The 18,826-nt window shown below is 40.0% G+C and carries 18 protein-coding genes; 12 read left to right on the top strand and 6 right to left on the bottom strand.

The features are described 5' to 3' along the window. The 6 genes from LPH68_RS22690 to LPH68_RS22665 form a co-directional block, all read right to left on the bottom strand. A partial coding sequence (locus tag LPH68_RS22690; RefSeq protein ID WP_230297159.1) for an AAA family ATPase occupies positions 1-2,174 on the bottom strand: 2,174 nt, incomplete at its 3' end. Continuing rightward, positions 2,171-2,320: a hypothetical protein gene (locus LPH68_RS22685; protein WP_008770608.1), complete on the bottom strand. Its 150-nt coding sequence runs from the start codon at positions 2,318-2,320 to the stop codon at positions 2,171-2,173. The genes LPH68_RS22690 and LPH68_RS22685, both read right to left, overlap by 4 nt. A 531-nt stretch (positions 2,321-2,851) precedes the next feature. Then, positions 2,852-3,376, bottom strand: a complete 525-nt coding sequence (locus tag LPH68_RS22680) for a DinB family protein (RefSeq protein ID WP_008640663.1) — start codon at positions 3,374-3,376, stop codon at positions 2,852-2,854. 61 nt (positions 3,377-3,437) lie between these two features. Beyond that, the gene (locus LPH68_RS22675) at positions 3,438-4,118 is read right to left on the bottom strand and encodes an RNA polymerase sigma factor (RefSeq protein WP_004313184.1); all 681 of its coding nucleotides are present in this window, start codon (positions 4,116-4,118) and stop codon (positions 3,438-3,440) included. A 9-nt stretch (positions 4,119-4,127) separates the two neighbouring features. After that, on the bottom strand, positions 4,128-4,571 hold the full coding sequence (locus LPH68_RS22670; RefSeq protein WP_004313185.1) for a GNAT family N-acetyltransferase: 444 nt from the start codon (positions 4,569-4,571) through the stop codon (positions 4,128-4,130). Positions 4,572-4,600: 29 nt separating this feature from the next. Then, complete coding sequence (locus LPH68_RS22665; protein ID WP_004313186.1) at positions 4,601-4,951, bottom strand: helix-turn-helix domain-containing protein; 351 nt, start codon at positions 4,949-4,951, stop codon at positions 4,601-4,603. A gap of 166 nt (positions 4,952-5,117) precedes the next feature. On the opposite strand from LPH68_RS22665, the gene LPH68_RS22660 reads away from it, so the two are divergent. The 12 genes from LPH68_RS22660 to LPH68_RS22605 all read left to right on the top strand — a co-directional run bounded on the left by LPH68_RS22660 (position 5,118) and on the right by LPH68_RS22605 (position 18,760). Beyond that, positions 5,118-5,645 carry a DJ-1/PfpI family protein gene (locus LPH68_RS22660; RefSeq protein WP_151921139.1) on the top strand — a complete coding sequence of 176 codons (528 nt, stop codon included), beginning with the start codon at positions 5,118-5,120 and terminating at the stop codon, positions 5,643-5,645. 498 nt (positions 5,646-6,143) lie between these two features. Next, positions 6,144-7,745: an ATP-binding protein gene (locus LPH68_RS22655; protein ID WP_151923724.1), complete on the top strand. Its 1,602-nt coding sequence runs from the start codon at positions 6,144-6,146 to the stop codon at positions 7,743-7,745. A gap of 201 nt (positions 7,746-7,946) precedes the next feature. Further along, positions 7,947-9,248: a Na+/H+ antiporter NhaC family protein gene (locus LPH68_RS22650; protein WP_055236262.1), complete on the top strand. Its 1,302-nt coding sequence runs from the start codon at positions 7,947-7,949 to the stop codon at positions 9,246-9,248. A gap of 106 nt (positions 9,249-9,354) precedes the next feature. Beyond that, positions 9,355-9,909, top strand: a complete 555-nt coding sequence (locus LPH68_RS22645) for a 30S ribosomal protein S16 (RefSeq protein WP_151923725.1) — start codon at positions 9,355-9,357, stop codon at positions 9,907-9,909. 179 nt (positions 9,910-10,088) lie between these two features. Beyond that, complete coding sequence (locus LPH68_RS22640; RefSeq protein WP_151923726.1) at positions 10,089-11,084, top strand: GntR family transcriptional regulator; 996 nt, start codon at positions 10,089-10,091, stop codon at positions 11,082-11,084. A 67-nt stretch (positions 11,085-11,151) separates the two neighbouring features. After that, positions 11,152-12,927 carry an L-fucose isomerase gene (gene fucI, locus LPH68_RS22635; RefSeq protein WP_151923727.1) on the top strand — a complete coding sequence of 592 codons (1,776 nt, stop codon included), beginning with the start codon at positions 11,152-11,154 and terminating at the stop codon, positions 12,925-12,927. Positions 12,928-13,086: 159 nt separating this feature from the next. Beyond that, positions 13,087-13,725 (top strand): class II aldolase/adducin family protein, encoded by a 639-nt coding sequence (locus LPH68_RS22630; RefSeq protein ID WP_009041008.1) that lies wholly within the window; start codon positions 13,087-13,089, stop codon positions 13,723-13,725. Between the two features lie 17 nt (positions 13,726-13,742). Then, positions 13,743-15,173: a rhamnulokinase family protein gene (locus LPH68_RS22625; RefSeq protein ID WP_151923728.1), complete on the top strand. Its 1,431-nt coding sequence runs from the start codon at positions 13,743-13,745 to the stop codon at positions 15,171-15,173. A 6-nt stretch (positions 15,174-15,179) separates the two neighbouring features. Then, on the top strand, positions 15,180-15,572 hold the full coding sequence (locus LPH68_RS22620; RefSeq protein WP_151923729.1) for an L-rhamnose mutarotase: 393 nt from the start codon (positions 15,180-15,182) through the stop codon (positions 15,570-15,572). 18 nt (positions 15,573-15,590) lie between these two features. Further along, positions 15,591-16,901, top strand: a complete 1,311-nt coding sequence (gene fucP / locus LPH68_RS22615; protein WP_008640670.1) for an L-fucose:H+ symporter permease — start codon at positions 15,591-15,593, stop codon at positions 16,899-16,901. A gap of 481 nt (positions 16,902-17,382) precedes the next feature. Then, positions 17,383-17,592: a hypothetical protein gene (locus tag LPH68_RS22610; protein WP_230297158.1), complete on the top strand. Its 210-nt coding sequence runs from the start codon at positions 17,383-17,385 to the stop codon at positions 17,590-17,592. Between the two features lie 283 nt (positions 17,593-17,875). Continuing rightward, a complete protein-coding gene (locus LPH68_RS22605; protein WP_009041011.1) occupies positions 17,876-18,760 on the top strand; it encodes an Rpn family recombination-promoting nuclease/putative transposase in 885 nt (294 codons plus the stop codon). The last annotated feature ends 66 nt before the right edge of the window (positions 18,761-18,826 follow it).

The following is an 18,826-nucleotide window of genomic DNA, read 5'->3' as shown; positions in this document are numbered from 1 at the left end:
TTAGCCATGGTCTCGTGGGCTCGGAGATGTGTATAAGAGACAGATATATTGTAATCAAAATCTTTAAAGTCATTAATATTTTGACCAAGAGAATGAGACTCTCTATTAATATAACGTTGGAAAGCTTGATATTTGGGTTGCTTGAATTTATCTTGAATAAAGACATTATTCAAATCCCTCTTTTCTACAAAATTGAAGAAATATTCTATAATATTCCTCATGCAATTGGCAATCAAGGCAGGATGCGTATCAGGATCTTTGATAGTCATCCAATATGTATGATAATCACTTTGAATATGTTCATAATGCATAGTCTCAATTTTACTACCTGCCACAGATTTAGAAACCCTGAATAAAGATTGGTACGCGTGACGTTGTGGTTCACGCATATCCGTCATCTCATAGAAAAAATAAAGACTATGAGTTAGAATAAAAACCTGTTCAAACTTACGCTTCATTAAGAAGCCAGTTTCCTGCGTGCTATCCTTAATAAGTTCAGGATAAAAAACGTTTTTCAACAATCTACCGATGTTGAACACATACATAGTGGACAAGCTTGAAACAGGATCATCAATAACAATAATACGCTTCTTCTGCGTCTTACTCCTATCCAGTATTCCCTGACATGTTTCCACAAAATACAAAACACTGATAATAGTTCTTTCCCCTTCACTTAACGTCCTGAATACAGAATTTCCATCTTCTCCTCTCACAATACGATACAAGCCCTCTTCTCTGCATTTTGTGATTTTAAAGTCTATTATTCCCATGTCAACCAACATAGTATTTATATGGTTAATGGACTCCTCTATATTTACAACGCTTTGCTGTTCTGCTTCTATAATCGCCTTTTGTTCATCTATCAGACTTTGAACATGTTGTTTTGCAGTTTCGCATGCTCGTATTTTATTTTCAGTAGAAGCCTTTTGATTATTATAGTCAGTAACAGATTGATCATAATCATAACGCAGTCTATTCCAGAATTTTTTCTTTATAATAGCAAGTTCACCATCAATACCTACCACTTTTTTATTGAATTCTACAATAATAGCATTAGCTTGCTGTATAATACTATTAACAACACCTAATTTGGTTGAAGTATTTTCTAATTCAACTATTTGACTTGGGGTTTGATACTTCTTACGTATTTCAATCAGATTAGAGTTTACCGCTTCTTTATATGCTCTAAAGGCCAATGCAAAGGTCTGCTCTAACTCATGGATAATTGGAATATTAGTAAAAGCATCAATATCTGGAATTAAATCAATAGAGTCTTTGTATGTCTTTCCCTTACTCTCTATATCTGCTACTGCTTTTTCATAATCTTCATTAAAATATGACCTTAGTTCCGCTATTATATCATCGTCAAGATATGGCCTCTGACAAAATGGACAAATATCTTTTGTATCAAAACTTAAGCCAACCTTTACCCAATCCGAATTATGAAGACTATCTATCAATTTAGCAACACGACTATTAGCATTTCCAGTTATAACCTCTTTAAATAAAGAATCTATTTCAATGCCTCCTGCAGAAAATGTGATTTCCTGAATAAGTGGGATTTGAGTCCCTTTAGCTTCATTCAGTCGTTGTATTTCTTCTTTCAATTGATCAATAGAATCAACAAGCTTATTAGATGGTTTTGCCAACCCAACGATATGATTCAGCAATAATTCTTTACTGCTTTTCAAACCTGTAAAACAATACTCCAGAACTCTATCGCCACCAGTGTATTGTGTTTTAATTTGCCAGAAACGATTAGCAAATATTGATTTTGTTGAAGTCCAAGCTTCTAATTCTTTTTCTTGTAGTAATTCTTGTTTTTGAAAATCTCTGTTTGCAACTTGCAATGCAGCATTAGCAGCATCAATTCTTTTTCTAGCTCCTGCATTCTCCTTTGATAAAGAGAAAATTCCTTTTTGAGTATCGGAACTATAGAACACATCATTCACGTAGTTCTCATTATAAACGAGAATTTCTTCTGCATCTTCATCTAACAATGGCGAAATAGAACATTCTGCGTATTCATTATCAGTTCTCTTTCTAAGGAATTCTGACAATGTACTTTTGCCGGAGCCATTAAGTCCATAGATCAAGTTTATATTCTTGTCAGTTTCAAAAACAGCCATATTCTTATAACTGGCGGGACCTTTTATCGAAATTTTATTAATCATACCTTTGAAATTTTGTCGTTATCAGTACTACATCCATTAATTACCTTCATAAATTCATAACCATCCATCATGTCAAGTTCTTTATCAACTATTCTCATTCCACCAATACCTATTGCAATCCTCAATGCGTCATTTGGGTGTTTCATTACACATTCAATAACTAATCTGCCCCAAGAACCATCACAATCAGCAGCTGTCTTTTCTAAAAAAACATTTTACTCCTATAGACAACTCGACAAGAGCCTTTTTCGATAATGAAGTCGAAACAACTATATAAGCCGAAATTGCAGCATATATACTCATATCTCAAACTATTTACTTTTAAAAGTAAGCTTATATACTTACTTCTACCAATAGTAAATTCAAAAATACGAATAGTATTTCGTCCACACAAATTTCACATAAAGAAACTTACTATTTTAATATAACTCCCCATTGTCAAAACAAAACTGAAGTACAAGAAATCCGAATAAAAGGCGGGTGAAATACAAACCCTTCACCCGCTATCACCGATGAATAAGAGTTTTTAAAGAAAAAGTGAAGCCTTGGAAAATAAATCAAACTTCCTATGTATAATGCACTTTAAAGCTATGCTTTAGCATCCTTAAAGCATAGCTTTGGCAGTCATAAAGCATAGCTTTTTAAGCTCATAAAAATTAGATAATATAACCGAATATTTACCCCTCCATCCAAACGATTGGATACCCCAACTCTCTTTTGATTGCTTCCATTTCTGCACTGTGCCACATTTCATGTTTAAAGCTCCACGACAATGCTTCATATTTAGTTTCCGCAACAGGATGTTTAAACGGGAGAGGCTGCAAGCACTCTGCCAAAACATCATCATTCAGAGTTTCCAGATTCTCGATACAGATTTGATGAACTATTTCCGTTTGTTCTCTCAATTCAGCAACTGGAATCAAGTCCTTTTCTATGGAACGATGCAATGTTCCCATACCATTGAATATTCTATTATATTTTTGGATAGGCACTAATCGCCCCACCTTTTCGTTCACTCCGGTAACAGCTGTCAGTGTATGAAAATTCTGTGAAACAAGCAGATGTCCCACTTGCCAAATAAAGTTAGAATCTGTTCCTTCAGGAATAACATACCACAAATCTTCCGGCAATTCAGACATCAAACGATTCACAAATGTGCGAGCTTCTATAATCTGCTCCTTTAAAAAGTCAATTTTACTCATAACTATATGTTTTTTAATTATACATATAGTTAGTGGAAAAGCAAATGAGCTTTGTGACAACTTACTGCAAGAATTTCTCCCAATAATTTTTCCTCGGTAGTTCTTTTTCAAACTTCCTATATAAATCGGCAAGCCTCATCATTCGTTGCACCATTGTATATTCTTTATCCATATCAATAGAATATACCGGTTTGCAAATGCGACATTTACAAGCACCATCGGGATTATATAACGGGCAAGTATCATTCATAAAAGCTGTGATTTTCTGAATGGAACGATTATAGATTTGCCGCACATTACTTTCTTTCAGTTCCATGATTTCGCCAATCTGCCGATAAGGCAACCCGACATTTTCTCTAAAGATAAAAATCAGACGAGCATCATTATTCAGACAATGATTTAAAGCGGTGATACACCAGTCGCACCTTTCTTTTATCCATTCCCGCTTCGCTTCTTCCCCACCGGAATATTCAAATTCCGGCAACGAACGAAAATATTCGATTTCCGACATTTTCACCTGCTTTTCACATGCTGCATATCTGCCAATAGTGCGACGAGCGATAGTGTATATCCATGTAGAAATCTCCGAATCGCCTTTAAAGCTAGTGATACTTTTGCAAAGTTCATACCACACTTCCTGTGCTGCTTCGCGGGCGATTTCTTTATTCAGAATCATCCGGTGAGCAATCATGGAAATCATATTTCCATATTCTTTCACCAAACGATTGATATCTATTTCCATCGTTACACACTAAAATGTTTTCTTCAAATATATCATATCCACCAACTGCACACCCTCCTCATACATCGGATGATCGTAGTTGTCAGTAAAGAAATTCTTTATCCGGTGAGAAATCGCAAAACCACAATGTTCATAGAATGATCTGGAAGAAGGTACATCTCCTGTGCCCACCAACATTTCAGAGCACTTCCCCTGATAATATTCAAATAAAAACTCTATTAAACGTTTTCCGTACCCCTGTCGTTGGAAGAAAGGAACAGTAGCAATATTCTTGATTTCATAAACACCTTCTCCCTCACGTGTCACCACACAAAGAGCTTTCAACCCGTCATCATAAAGAACAAACATATCACCGCGTTCCAAATATCGGTCAATCATACTTTCTTGTTCATCAGCCAAGAGTAATAAATCAAGGAATTCTTTTTTATCTGAAGTTACTAGTTTTATCTCCATATTTTCTATTTTGTCATAAAATAAAAATGTTACCGACTCATTTTCCTATGGTCCAAAATAATATTCATATTCTCCAAAGCCCATCCCACCAGTCCTTCAATATGAGGAATCAAGGTACCACCTGTATCTGTCAGGCAATACTCCACACGAGGAGGTACTTCAGCATATACTTTCCGTTCAACCAATCCATCTGATTCCAAAGTACGCAATGTAACAGTCAACATTCTTTGAGAGACGTCTTCTATCGTTTTATGGATATCACTAAAACGCATAGTTCCATTTGCGTTCAGCGTAATAAGCACCAACATCGACCACTTATCTCCCAAGCGGCTAAGCACATCTCTTATCGGACAATTCCCCGTCGGATGAAAGTTTTTCATTCTTTAACGTTTTGTATTTTATTGAGTTTCAGCAATAGTTACCTCTATGTAACTTCCTTATTTTCAAGTACGTTATTGCATTTCTCAAACAAGAAAGATACATTTGCATCACAAAAGTAACAAACTTACTAATAATAACTATTGTTTCATTTAAATAATTATGATTATGGCAAAGAAAGTTGCAGTTTTAGCAGTGAATCCGGTAAATGGTTGTGGATTATTCCAATATTTGGAAGCATTTTTCGAGAATGGCATTTCATATAAAGTATTTGCCGTATCGGATACGAAGGAGATTAAAACAAATTCAGGAATCAGCCTGACAGTGGATGATGTGATTGCTAATTTGAAGGGACACGAAGATGAGTTTGACGCACTCGTTTTCTCTTGTGGCGATGCAGTGCCTGTATTTCAGCAGAATGCCGATAAGCCTTATAATGTAGATTTGATGCAAGTCATTAAAACGTTTGGGGATAAAGGGAAAATGATGATCGGACATTGTGCCGGTGCAATGATGTTTGACTTTACCGGTATAACCAAAGGGAAAAAAGTAGCAGTTCACCCATTAGCCAAGTCAGCTATTCAAAACGGAACAGCTACCGATGAGAAATCAGAGATAGATGGTAACTTCTTCACCGCTCAAAATGAAAATACTATTTGGACAATGATGCCGCAGGTTACCGAAGCATTAAAATAATGCCGGCTGCGCAGATATAAAACAATAAATATAAACATTATTATTTAAATTCACGTATCCGAAGATGAAAAAGCACGTTCGTTTAAAAGGAACGGTGTGTTTCTCGGTGTGCAACGGGTCGTTTCTTTTAAAGGAGCGACCCATTGGTTTTAAAGGAAAAACACACCATTTATTATGCATTAGTAATCAATTACTTACAAGTTCGAAAAATTCTAAGACTGACTAACTTCCCCAAACAACGTTTTATTTAATAAATCCGTACAATCCCACCTCTTTATTTCTCAAAATACTGTTGTTAGTTAACTAAAATCCAACGGAAATATCATATATTACATTATCTTTTCGCACCAAGAAAAAGAAAAACGGAACATTACAAAAATCCGAAACAGCGTTCATCATTTTTAAAAAAGTCCGTATATTAGCAGCTTGAAGATTTGAAAGAGATAAACAGCATACTCCTTTCGAGTTTAAATAACCAAACAAGATGCCTAAAACAATATGACCAGAGAAAAAGAAAATTATAATGCATTTTTACTTCATTTTTTAGAAAGATTGAATGGCTGTGAATCTATTGAAAACAAAATCACAGAATCACTTACAGATATTTGCGAATACTATGGTTTTAAAAGAGGATTCATTTACCAAACTGATGGATTTCGCTACTTTTATCTAAAGGAAACTGTCGGAAATAGCGACAACATCCTGCGACAACGTTTTGAAATCAGCGAAATGACCAATCAACATGCTGCGCGCATAAATGGAAAAAACAAACCTTTTTATGCTTGCAGAAACCAAAATACTTCTTGGAATGATGTAGACATCGTGGATTTTTATAAAGTCGACTCATTACTAATCCGGCAAATCCAAGACTCCGAAGGGAAAATTATCGGATTCATCGGATTTGGAGACAGAGAACATGCAATATCCTTCACCGATGAAGAACTTCAAGTGATTCATCTCATTTTAGGCTCCCTCTCCAAGGAAATAGCAGTGCGGGAATATAAAGAAAGAGAAGTGCGGGCAAGCAAGACATTAAGCAGCATCATGAATAATATGGGAGTTGACATTTATGTGAATTCTTTTGATTCTCATGATATGCTATATGCCAATGAATCTATGGCCGCTCCTTATGGAGGCATCGAACATTTTGAAGGAAAAAAATGCTGGCAGGCTCTTTATAAAGATAAAACCGGAGAATGTGAATTTTGTCCTAAAAAACATTTGATTGACGAAAACGGGCAACCTACCAAAGTCTACTCCTGGGACTACCAACGCCCGTTTGACAAATGTTGGTTCCGGGTATTCAGCGCAGCATTTGCCTGGATTGACGGACAAATAGCACATGTTATAACCAGTGTCGATATCAACCATCAAAAAACGATTGAAGAAGAACTAAGAGTAGCCAAAGAAAAAGCAGAAAATCTGGACCGCTTAAAATCAGCCTTTCTCGCTAACATGAGTCACGAAATCCGCACTCCACTAAATGCGATTGTTGGTTTTGCAAGTCTGTTGGTTGAATCGGACGACAAAAAAGAACGTCAGGATTATGTTGACATTATGCAGGAAAACACAGAACTTCTTTTGCAGTTGATTTCCGATATTCTCGATTTATCGAAAATAGAAGCCGGAACACTCGACTTCACCATGGATCACCTGGATATCAAGAGCTTCTGCGAAGATATAATGCGCAATTATGATATAAAAGAAGATAAACCCGTACCCGTTTTGCTGGCTCCGGATTTACCTGAATATTATATTTACACAGACAAAAAACGTTTAATGCAGGTTATTACCAATTTCATAAATAATGCTCTCAAATTTACAAATGAAGGGCAGATTATGTTGGAATATCGCCATAAAGCAGAAAGTAATGAGATAGAATTCGCTGTCACAGACACAGGTATGGGGATTGCACCCGATAAAGTAGATCAGGTGTTCGACCGATTTGTAAAACTCAACTCTTTTTCAAAAGGCACGGGCTTAGGTCTATCTATTTGCAGAAGTATCATCGAACATCTTGGCGGCACTATCGGTGCCGAATCCGAAATAGGAGTCGGCAGCCGTTTCTGGTTCACACATCCCTTGCGCTTAAATCAATAAGAAATAATAAAAAGAACCTGCCCTACTTATCAATAGTAGGAACAGGTTATACTTTTTTTCTATGGAGTGTCTCCCTCATCTATAGAAAGATCAATGAAATAATGCCTTCTTTCGACTTCCTTTTTGCCACTTCCTGTGAAAAACACTACTTTTGCATCGCTATTTTGATTTTAGAATAAAACAAATACCCAACGTCCATTTATGACTGAAGAAAAAATACATAAAGACCGTCCCGGAAACTGGTGGGCATTAAGCCCGTTACTCGTATTCCTTTGCCTCTATCTGGTAACTTCTATCCTCGTCAACGACTTTTATAAAGTACCTATCACAGTGGCCTTCCTCGTCTCTTCCTGTTATGCCATCGCCATTACACGCGGCTTAAAACTAGACCAACGTATCTATCAATTCTCGGTAGGAGCTGCCAATAAGAATATCCTCCTGATGATATGGATATTCATCCTTGCCGGAGCTTTTGCCCAAAGCGCAAAGCAAATGGGTGCAATCGATGCCACCGTCAATCTGACGCTGCATATTCTTCCTGACAATTTATTGCTGGCAGGTATCTTTATTGCCGCCTGTTTCATCTCTTTATCCATCGGAACCAGTGTGGGAACTATTGTCGCCCTTACTCCCGTTGCCGTAGGACTGGCAGAAAAAACTGAAATAGCTCTCCCCTTTATGGTAGCCGTCGTAGTAGGCGGTTCTTTTTTCGGAGACAACTTATCTTTTATCTCCGACACCACCATCGCTTCGACAAAAACCCAGGAATGTGTAATGCGCGATAAATTCCGTGTAAATTCTATGATTGTCGTCCCGGCAGCCATCATTGTGTTGGGAATTTACATATTTCAGGGACTATCCATTACAGCCCCCACCCAAACACAGACCATTGAATGGATCAAAGTTATACCTTATATAATAGTATTAGGAACAGCCATTGCCGGAATGAACGTGATGCTCGTACTCATAATAGGTATATTGACAAGTGGCATCATTGGCATTGCGACCGGCAGCTTCGGGATCTTCGACTGGTTTGGTGCCATGGGAACAGGAATTACAGGAATGGGAGAACTGATTATTATCACTCTGCTGGCCGGAGGGATGCTCGAAACAATCCGTTATAACGGCGGTATCGATTTCATTATCCGAAAACTCACCCGCCACGTCAATGGTAAAAGAGGAGCCGAACTAAGCATCGCAGCCCTGGTAAGTATCGCCAACTTATGTACTGCCAACAACACGATTGCCATTATCACAACAGGACCGATTGCCAAAGATATTGCCGTGAAATTCCATCTCGACCGAAGAAAAGCAGCCAGTATCCTCGATACTTTCTCCTGCCTGATACAAGGGATTATTCCATACGGAGCGCAGATGCTGATTGCAGCGGGACTTGCCAGCATCTCCCCCATCAGTATCATCGGCAATCTCTATTATCCGTTTACAATGGGAGCATGCGCCTTACTAGCAATCTTGTTCCGCTATCCGAAACGGTATTCGTAAAAAAGATGCGAAATGTTTGTCAATCAAAAGAAAAGCCGTATCTTTGTGCCCGCTATTACGAGATAATAGCATAATTCAAATCAATCATTAAAAACAATTATTTAAAATGGCAACTAGAATCAGATTGCAAAGACACGGACGTAAAAGTTACGCGTTCTATTCAATTGTAATTGCAGACAGCAGAGCACCACGTGATGGTAAATTTATTGAGAAGATTGGTACTTACAACCCTAACACCAATCCTGCTACAGTAGATTTGAATTTCGACGCTGCATTGGCATGGGTACTGAAAGGTGCACAACCAAGTGACACTGTACGTAACATCCTTTCTCGTGAAGGAGTTTACATGAAGAAACATCTTCTGGGCGGTGTAGCAAAAGGCGCATTCGGAGAAGCAGAAGCAGAAGCTAAATTCGAAGCTTGGAAAAACAACAAACAGTCAGGTTTGGCTACTTTGAAAGCTAAACAAGACGAAGCTAAGAAAGCTGAAGCTAAAGCACGTTTGGAAGCAGAAAAGAAAATCAACGAAGTGAAAGCAAAAGCACTCGCTGAAAAGAAAGCTGCTGAAGCTGCTGAAAAAGCGGCTGCTGAAGCACCTGCAGAAGAAGCTGCCACAGCTCCGGCTGAAGAAGCTCCTGCAACAGAAGCTGCTGCTGAATAAATTTCAGCAGATTCCGAACAAGAAATTAGGAAAAAGCAATAAATCCTCTCCGGTCCGCCGGAGGGGATTTTTTTTATTACTTTCTGCTATAAAACATATCAAATTATTTATTCCGTTCAGAATAAAATGCCTTTCTTTGCATCAGCATAGTTCAGCATAGTATTACTTATTTTTCGAATATGAAACGAACTGATAAAAAGGCAACATTCGGACAACAGGCAAGCAAGGTTACGCAACTAGCGGACGCACTTAGCCAGGCGATTTCCAGGAAAGAATTTCTTGAAGGAGATTCTTTGCCTTCCATCAATCAGTTAAGCGCTCAATACGGAGTATCACGTGATACAGTTTTCAAGGCTTTCCTTGATTTACGCGAACGAGGCTTGATTGACTCCACTCCCGGCAAGGGTTATTATGTGACGAGCCAGGTGACCAATGTCTTATTGCTGCTCGACCAATATACTCCTTTCAAAGAAGCCTTATACAATAGTTTCGTCAGACATCTGCCTATTAACTATAAGGTAGACTTATTGTTTCATCAATACAACGAACGGTTGTTCAATACGATCCTCCGGGAATCCATCGGAAAATACAACAAATACATCGTGATGAATTTCGATAACGAGAAATTCAGCACTGTTCTCAATAAAATTAATCCTTCAAGATTATTACTTCTCGATTTCGGCAAATTTGAAAAAGAAAAGTATTCATATATCTGCCAGGATTTTGATGAATCTTTCTTTCAGGCATTGAATCAGCTCAAGGAAAAGTTGAAGAATTATCGCCAGCTCGTTTTTCTGTTTCCAAAAAGCCTGAAGCACCCCCAAAGCAGTAAGGTGTATTTTACCCGTTTCTGCCAGGAACAGGGATTTCTCTGTGAAATACAGGAGGATATTGAGAACCTGATTGTACGTAAGGGAGTTGCCTATATCGCCATCAAACAACAAGACGTAGTAAAGGTGGTGAAACAAGGAAGATTGGAAGGGCTGAAATGCGGAAAAGATTTTGGCCTGTTGGCTTACAATGATATTCCTTCCTATGAAGTGATTGACGAAGGAATAACCTCATTGAGTATTGATTGGGAAAAGATGGGAAATGAAGCAGCCAATTTTGTTCTCAATAATGTACCGGTGCAGAAGTTCTTGCCGACGGAAGTAAGACTTCGAAAGTCGCTTTAATTTTTTTTGCGAAATCATCAGCACAGTTCAGCACAGATATTAATTAATCATTTAATAGATAGAAACCATGAAAAAGTATCCGAAAATCGGGATTCGTCCCACAATTGATGGTCGCCAGGGTGGCGTTCGCGAAAGCCTTGAAGAGAAAACAATGAATTTGGCAAAAGCAGTAGCCGAGTTAATCAGCAGCAACCTGAAAAACGGTGATGGCAGTCCGGTAGAATGTGTTATAGCCGATAGCACGATCGGACGCGTAGCCGAAAGTGCCGCTTGTGCGGAGAAGTTCGAAAGAGAAGGGGTCGGTTCTACCATTACTGTTACTTCTTGCTGGTGCTACGGTGCTGAAACGATGGATATGAACCCGCATTATCCGAAAGCTGTCTGGGGATTCAACGGCACAGAACGTCCGGGAGCTGTATACCTTGCTGCTGTACTTGCCGGACACGCACAAAAAGGCCTTCCCGCATTCGGTATCTACGGACGCGACGTTCAAGATTTGAACGACAACACAATCCCTGAAGATGTATCGGAAAAGATTCTTCGCTTTGCACGTGCCGCACAGGCAGTAGCTACGATGAGAGGCAAATCTTACCTGTCAATGGGTAGTGTATCTATGGGTATCGCCGGTTCCATCGTTAATCCTGATTTCTTCCAAGAGTATCTGGGAATGCGTAATGAGTCAATAGACCTCACAGAAATCATCCGTCGAATGGACGAAGGCATCTATGACCACGAAGAATACGCCAAAGCCATGGCCTGGACTGAAAAAAATTGCAAGACAAACGAAGGTGAAGACTTCAAGAACCGTCCTGAAAAACGTAAAACCCGTGAACAGAAAGATGCTGATTGGGAATTCATTGTAAAGATGACGATTATCATGCGCGACTTGATGACCGGAAATCCCAAATTGAAAGAAATGGGATTCAAGGAAGAAGCCTTGGGACACAATGCCATTGCAGCCGGTTTCCAAGGACAACGCCAATGGACAGACTTCTATCCTAACGGTGACTATCCGGAAGCTCTGCTCAACACTTCTTTTGACTGGAACGGTATTCGTGAAGCATTTATCGTAGCTACCGAGAACGATGCCTGCAACGGCGTAGCTATGCTGTTCGGACATTTATTGACCAACCGCGCCCAAATATTCTCCGACGTACGTACTTACTGGAGTCCTGAAGCAGTGAAACGTGTAACCGGCAAAGAATTGAGCGGATTGGCAGCAAATGGTATCATTCATCTTATCAATTCCGGCGCAACGACTCTCGACGGTTCCGGCCAATCATTAGACGCGGCAGGCAATCCGGTTATGAAAGAACCATGGAACCTGACGGACGCTGACGTAGAAAACTGCCTGAAAGCAACTACCTGGTATCCGGCAGACCGTGACTACTTCCGTGGCGGTGGTTTCTCTTCCAACTTCCTGTCAAAAGGTGGCATGCCCGTAACCATGATGCGCCTCAACCTGATTAAAGGCTTAGGCCCTGTCCTGCAAATCGCAGAAGGATGGACAGTGGAAATAGACCCGGAAATCCACCAAAAACTGAATATGCGTACAGACCCGACATGGCCTACCACCTGGTTTGTACCGCGTCTGTGTGAAAAACCTGCTTTCAAAGATGTATATTCAGTAATGAATAACTGGGGAGCCAATCATGGAGCCATCAGTTATGGACACATCGGTCAGGACTTAATCACTCTTGCTTCCATGCTCCGCATCCCGGTATGCATGCACAATGTAGAGGACAACGAAATATTCCGTCCGGCAGCTTGGAACGCCTTCGGCATGGATAAGGAAGGAGCGGATTACAGAGCTTGTACCACTTACGGTCCTATCTACAAATAATTTTAATTCAGACAAAAGAACATAAGGACAAAAGATAAAACAACTTCAATAAACAGCTATAAATAATTCTATTAGCGCAGACCTTATGTTCTTTTGTTCTTATGTCTAAATAAAAGCAATTTCGACTCACTTAATTCTAATTTTTTTATCTTTGCAATTATGATTACCAACGAACATATCGAACAGTTCATCGAACAAGCACACCGTTACGGAGATGCAAAGTTAATGCTTTGCAGCAGCGGTAACCTTTCCTGGAGAATCGGCGAAGAAGCATTGATTTCCGGTACGGGTTCCTGGGTTCCCACACTTGGCAAAGAAAAAGTCTCTATCTGCCATATTGCCAGCGGCGCTCCTACCAATGGTGTAAAACCTTCTATGGAAAGTACATTCCATTTAGGGATTCTCCGCGAACGTCCGGACGTCAATGTCGTTCTCCACTTTCAATCGGAATATGCCACGGCTGTCTCCTGCATGAAGAACAAACCGACAAATTTCAATGTAACAGCAGAAATTCCCTGTCATGTAGGTTCGGAAATACCTGTGATTCCGTATTATCGTCCCGGATCACCGGAACTGGCAAAAGCTGTGGTAGAAGCCATGTTAAAGCATAACTCGGTTTTACTGACCAACCACGGGCAAGTGGTATGCGGAAAAGACTTCGACCAAGTATACGAACGGGCCACCTTCTTTGAAATGGCTTGCCGCATCATCGTTCAATCCGGCGGTGATTATTCAGTACTCACACCGGCAGAAATTGAAGACCTGGAAATCTACGTATTAGGAAAGAAAACCAACTAATATCCGGGCAATATACCATGAAAGATACCATCAAACACACTTATTTAGCAGCAGACTTCGGAGGCGGAAGTGGACGAATTATCGCCGGCTTCCTTCACCATGGTAAACTGGAGTTGGAAGAAGTATACCGCTTTTGCAATCGACAGGTCAAACTAGGAAATCATATCTACTGGGATTTCCCGGCACTGTTCGAAGATATGAAGACCGGACTGAAACTGGCTGCACAAAAAGGATATGCCGTAAAAAGTATTGGTATTGACACCTGGGGAGTGGATTTCGGACTGATTGACAAACATGGAAACCTGTTAGGAAATCCAGTCTGTTATCGGGACGCAAGAACAGAAGGAATACCGGAAGAAGTATTCAAGCTACTGGATGAACGCCAACACTATGCCGACACCGGTATTCAGGTGATGGCTATCAATACGCTGTTTCAACTTTACAGCATGGAACAGCATCAAGATGCGCAGTTGGAAGTTGCCCGGCAACTTTTATTCATGCCCGACCTCTTCAGCTATTTCCTGACAGGAGTAGCCAATAATGAATATTGCATTGCCTCCACCTCCGAATTACTCGATGCCCAATCGCGGAACTGGTCAATGGATATCATACGCGCCTTAGGTCTTCCCGAACATCTGTTCGGTGAGATTATTCTCCCCGGAACAATCAGGGGGACTCTGAAAGAGGATATTGCCCGCGAAACGGGACTGGGTATCGTAGACGTTATTGCCGTCGGTTCACACGACACAGCCAGTGCCGTCGCCGCTGTTCCTGCCGTAGAAAGTCCTATCGCTTTCCTTAGTTCCGGCACTTGGTCGCTACTGGGAGTGGAAGTGGATGAACCCATATTGACGGAAGAAGCAAGAAAAGCTCAATTCACCAATGAAGGAGGCGTAGACGGCAAAATCCGTTTCCTACAGAATATAACAGGACTATGGATTTTGCAACGCTTGATGAGTGAATGGAAAGCATGTGGCGAAGAACAAAATTATGATATAATCATCCCGCAAGCTGCCGAAGCACAGATTGCGACCATTATCCCTGTGGATGACGCAACATTCATGAATCCGGAAAATATGGAAAACGCTCTTATTCATTATTGTCGGCATCATGCTTTGCAAGTGCCGAAAAACAAAGCAGAAATTGTGAGATGTGTACTCCAGTCATTAGCTTTCAAATATCGGCAGGCGGTGGAACAGCTCAACCGTTGCCTCCCCTCTCCGATCCGTCAGCTAAACATCATCGGCGGAGGATCACAAAACCAATTACTCAACCAACTGACAGCTGACGAACTCGGTATTCCCGTTTATGCAGGTCCGGTAGAAGCTACTGCAATGGGAAACATTCTGACACAGGCTATGGCAAAAGGAGAAATAGCCGATCTCCGTGAATTGAGAGAGATTGTAACTCGTAGCGTTACACCACAAGTATATTACCCTAAAAAATAAAAGTATATGGAAACACTCAAAACCGGTTATCAGGTTCAATCTTATGACGTTCCCGTCAAACGATATTGCCAAACCCTCGATTTACGCGATTCTCCGGAACTGATCGCTGAATATCGGAAAAGACATAGCCAGGCGGAAGCATGGCCCGAAATCCTAGCCGGGATCCGGGAAGTCGGTATTCTGGAAATGGAAATTTATATCTTGGGAACACGACTGTTTATGATTGTCGAAACTCCCCTTGATTTTGACTGGGACACAGCAATGGAACGCCTGAACACGCTTCCCCGCCAACAGGAGTGGGAAGAATATATGGCCATATTCCAGCAAGCCGCTCCCGGAATGAGTTCCGCAGAGAAATGGAAACCGATGGAGAGAATGTTCCATTTGTATAACACTTAAAAAATACCAGAAACAACCATGAAACACCCCAAACAGTCCATCCTCTCGAAAGATGGCATCAGTTATCTTATACCTTTTGTTCTCATTACCTCATGTTTTGCATTATGGGGATTTGCCAATGATATAACCAATCCGATGGTAAAGGCATTCTCCAAGATTTTCCGGATGAGTGCTACCGACGGAGCATTAGTACAGGTTGCCTTCTATGGAGGGTACTTTGCAATGGCTTTCCCGGCTGCCATATTCATCCGCAAATATTCCTACAAAGCCGGTGTTTTGTTAGGACTGGGAATGTATGCTTTCGGAGCATTTTTATTCTTCCCCGCCAAAATGACGGGAGAATATTATCCGTTTTTGATTGCCTATTTCATCCTGACCTGCGGATTGTCCTTCCTCGAGACAAGCTGTAACCCGTATATTCTTTCTATGGGAACGGAAGAAACAGCTACCCGGCGTTTGAACCTTGCACAGTCTTTCAATCCGATGGGGTCACTTCTCGGAATGTATGTAGCCATGCAGTTCATTCAAGCGAAGTTACATCCGATGTGTACCGAAGACCGTGCATTGCTTAACGACAGTGAATTTCAAGCAATTAAAGAAAGTGATCTTAGCGTCCTGATTGCTCCTTATCTCATTATCGGACTTATCATTGTGGCTATGTTACTTCTGATACGATTCGTCAAGATGCCGAAAAATGGAGATCAAAATCATAGAATAGATTTCTTTCCTACACTGAAACGCATTTTCACCCAAACGCGTTATCGTGAAGGGGTAATTGCTCAATTCTTCTATGTAGGCGCGCAAATTATGTGCTGGACTTTCATCATTCAGTATGGAACACGCTTGTTCATGTCACAGGGCATGGACGAGAAAAGTGCGGAAGTGCTATCACAACAATATAATATCATAGCAATGGTGATATTTTGTATCAGCCGTTTCATTTGCACATTCATTCTGCGCTATCTCAATGCTGGTAAATTGCTGATGATCCTCGCTATCTTCGGAGGTATTTTCACTTTAGGCGTAATCTTCCTTCAAAATATCTTCGGAATGTATTGCCTTGTAGCAGTATCGGCTTGCATGTCATTGATGTTCCCTACCATCTACGGTATTGCCTTGAAAGGCATGGGAGATGATGCTAAGTTTGGAGCTGCAGGCCTTATCATGGCTATCCTGGGAGGTTCTGTTCTTCCACCGCTACAGGCAAGTATCATTGACCTGAAACAAATCGCCTGGTTGCCGGCTGTCAATGTTTCATTCATTCTACCCTTCATCTGCTTCCTTGTAATCATCGGTTATGGTTACCGTACAGTGAAAAGAAACTGGTAAAAAACAAACTTAAAAATAGTGACGCTATCCCATCATGATACCGTCACTATCCCACTCATATGGTGACGCCATCCGCAGTGGATAGCGTCACTATTTTATTCATCTTTTTTTCATAAACAATTCCCTTTTGACAATGCCATATATAGATGCGACAAAGTGAAGAATGTAGCTAATTCCACATTTAATAATCTCAAACAAACAGGGTAGCAATAGCTTTCTGCTGTGTTGGCATATCCTGCCGAACAATATATTGATGTTAATTTTCAGGTAGATCCTTCGTTGATTAGGTTATTATAACGCGCGTCTCAGCACCAATTATGCAATACTGGACGCTAAATATTATAAGTTTTATACAATTCCCCAAAGCAAACGAAGGAAAATTGTTGCAACCAAGCGAATGGTATCATGTAGCCGTGACTTATAACACCGAAGCAAAGACTTTATGTTTAAAATAGGACACTCCTATGGTGAGCCAGAGAATATGACTCGTCAATTAAATGGTGAAATCTGCGAAGTACGCATATGGAACGTAATACGTTCACAAGAAGAAATTTACAAGAATATGTATGATGTCGATCCTCAAACTACAGGTTTAAAAGCCTATTGGAAGTTTAATGAAGGCAAAGGGGATATAGCGAAAGACTATACAGAAAACGGCAATGATGCAAAAGCATATACTAAAGCTATTTAGCCGGAAGACATTGAAGTGACACAAAAAAACAAAGAATAATAACTACCTAAAATTTTCAACCTAAAACGCTGCCACATTTTTACTCCTACTTTAAGTTACATAAAAGGGAATACTAAAATATGACAGCGTTAATAATTAACTCTCTACTATGGAATAATTTAAATTGCCTTCTGATGAATTTGTCAAATATGCACAGATTCATTCACAAAAAATATAAACTCAAAGAGTAGCCATTATCTAAAAAAAAGTCGTAGCTTTGCAATAACCTAAAAATTAAATTGATATGGAACAACAAGACAAATATGTACGCTTTGACTGGGCTGTGAAAAGACTTCTCCGCCAAAAAGCAAATTTCGGCGTATTAGAAGGTTTCTTGACTGTCCTTCTCGGTGAAAACGTGAAAATCATAGAGATATTGGAAAGTGAAAGCAACCAACAAACAATCGATGATAAATTCAACCGGGTAGATATTAAAGCCAGAAACAGTAAAGACGAAATCATTATTGTAGAGATCCAAAATACACGGGAGCTCTATTATCTGGAACGTATCTTATACGGAGTGGCAAAAGCAATCACTGAACATATTTCTTTAGGAGAACGCTACTATGCGGTGAAAAAAATATACTCTATCAGTATTCTATACTTCGATATCGGCAAGGGAGAAGATTATTTGTATCATGGACAAAACCACTTTATCGGAGTACATACAGGAGACAGACTGGAAGTAACTACTAAAGAAAAAGACGCCATCGTCCATAAGATTCCGGCAGAAATCTTTCCGGAGTATTTCTTGATTCGTGTGAATGAATTCGATAAAGTGGCTGTCACTCCATTGGAAGAGTGGATTGAATACTTGAAAACCGGTTGCATTCGCCCCGATACAACAGCCCCTGGTCTGGAAGAAGCACGCCAGAAACTTATCTATTACAATATGTCCAAGGAAGAAAGACATGCCTACGACGAGCACCTTAGTGCCATCATGATACAAAATGATGTATTAGATGGAGCAAAACTGGAAGGGCGTATGGAGGGACGCATGGAAGGAAAAATGGAAGGAAAAATGGAAGAAAGATTAGAAATTGCTAATAATTTAAAGTCATTAGGAGTAGACATAACAGCCATCCATAAAGCTACCGGACTATCACCGGAGGAGATTGAAAAGTTATAAACAATCAAAGGCTATATATTAAATTACAAACAAGAGTCGTGTGAGAAAATCATACGACTCTTGTTT

The organism is Bacteroides sp. 1_1_30, from assembly GCF_020982715.1.
In the GTDB taxonomy this organism is placed as follows: domain Bacteria; phylum Bacteroidota; class Bacteroidia; order Bacteroidales; family Bacteroidaceae; genus Bacteroides; species Bacteroides xylanisolvens.
Note: the sequence above shows the minus strand (reverse complement) of the source record. Positions and strands in the feature narration are given on the sequence as shown.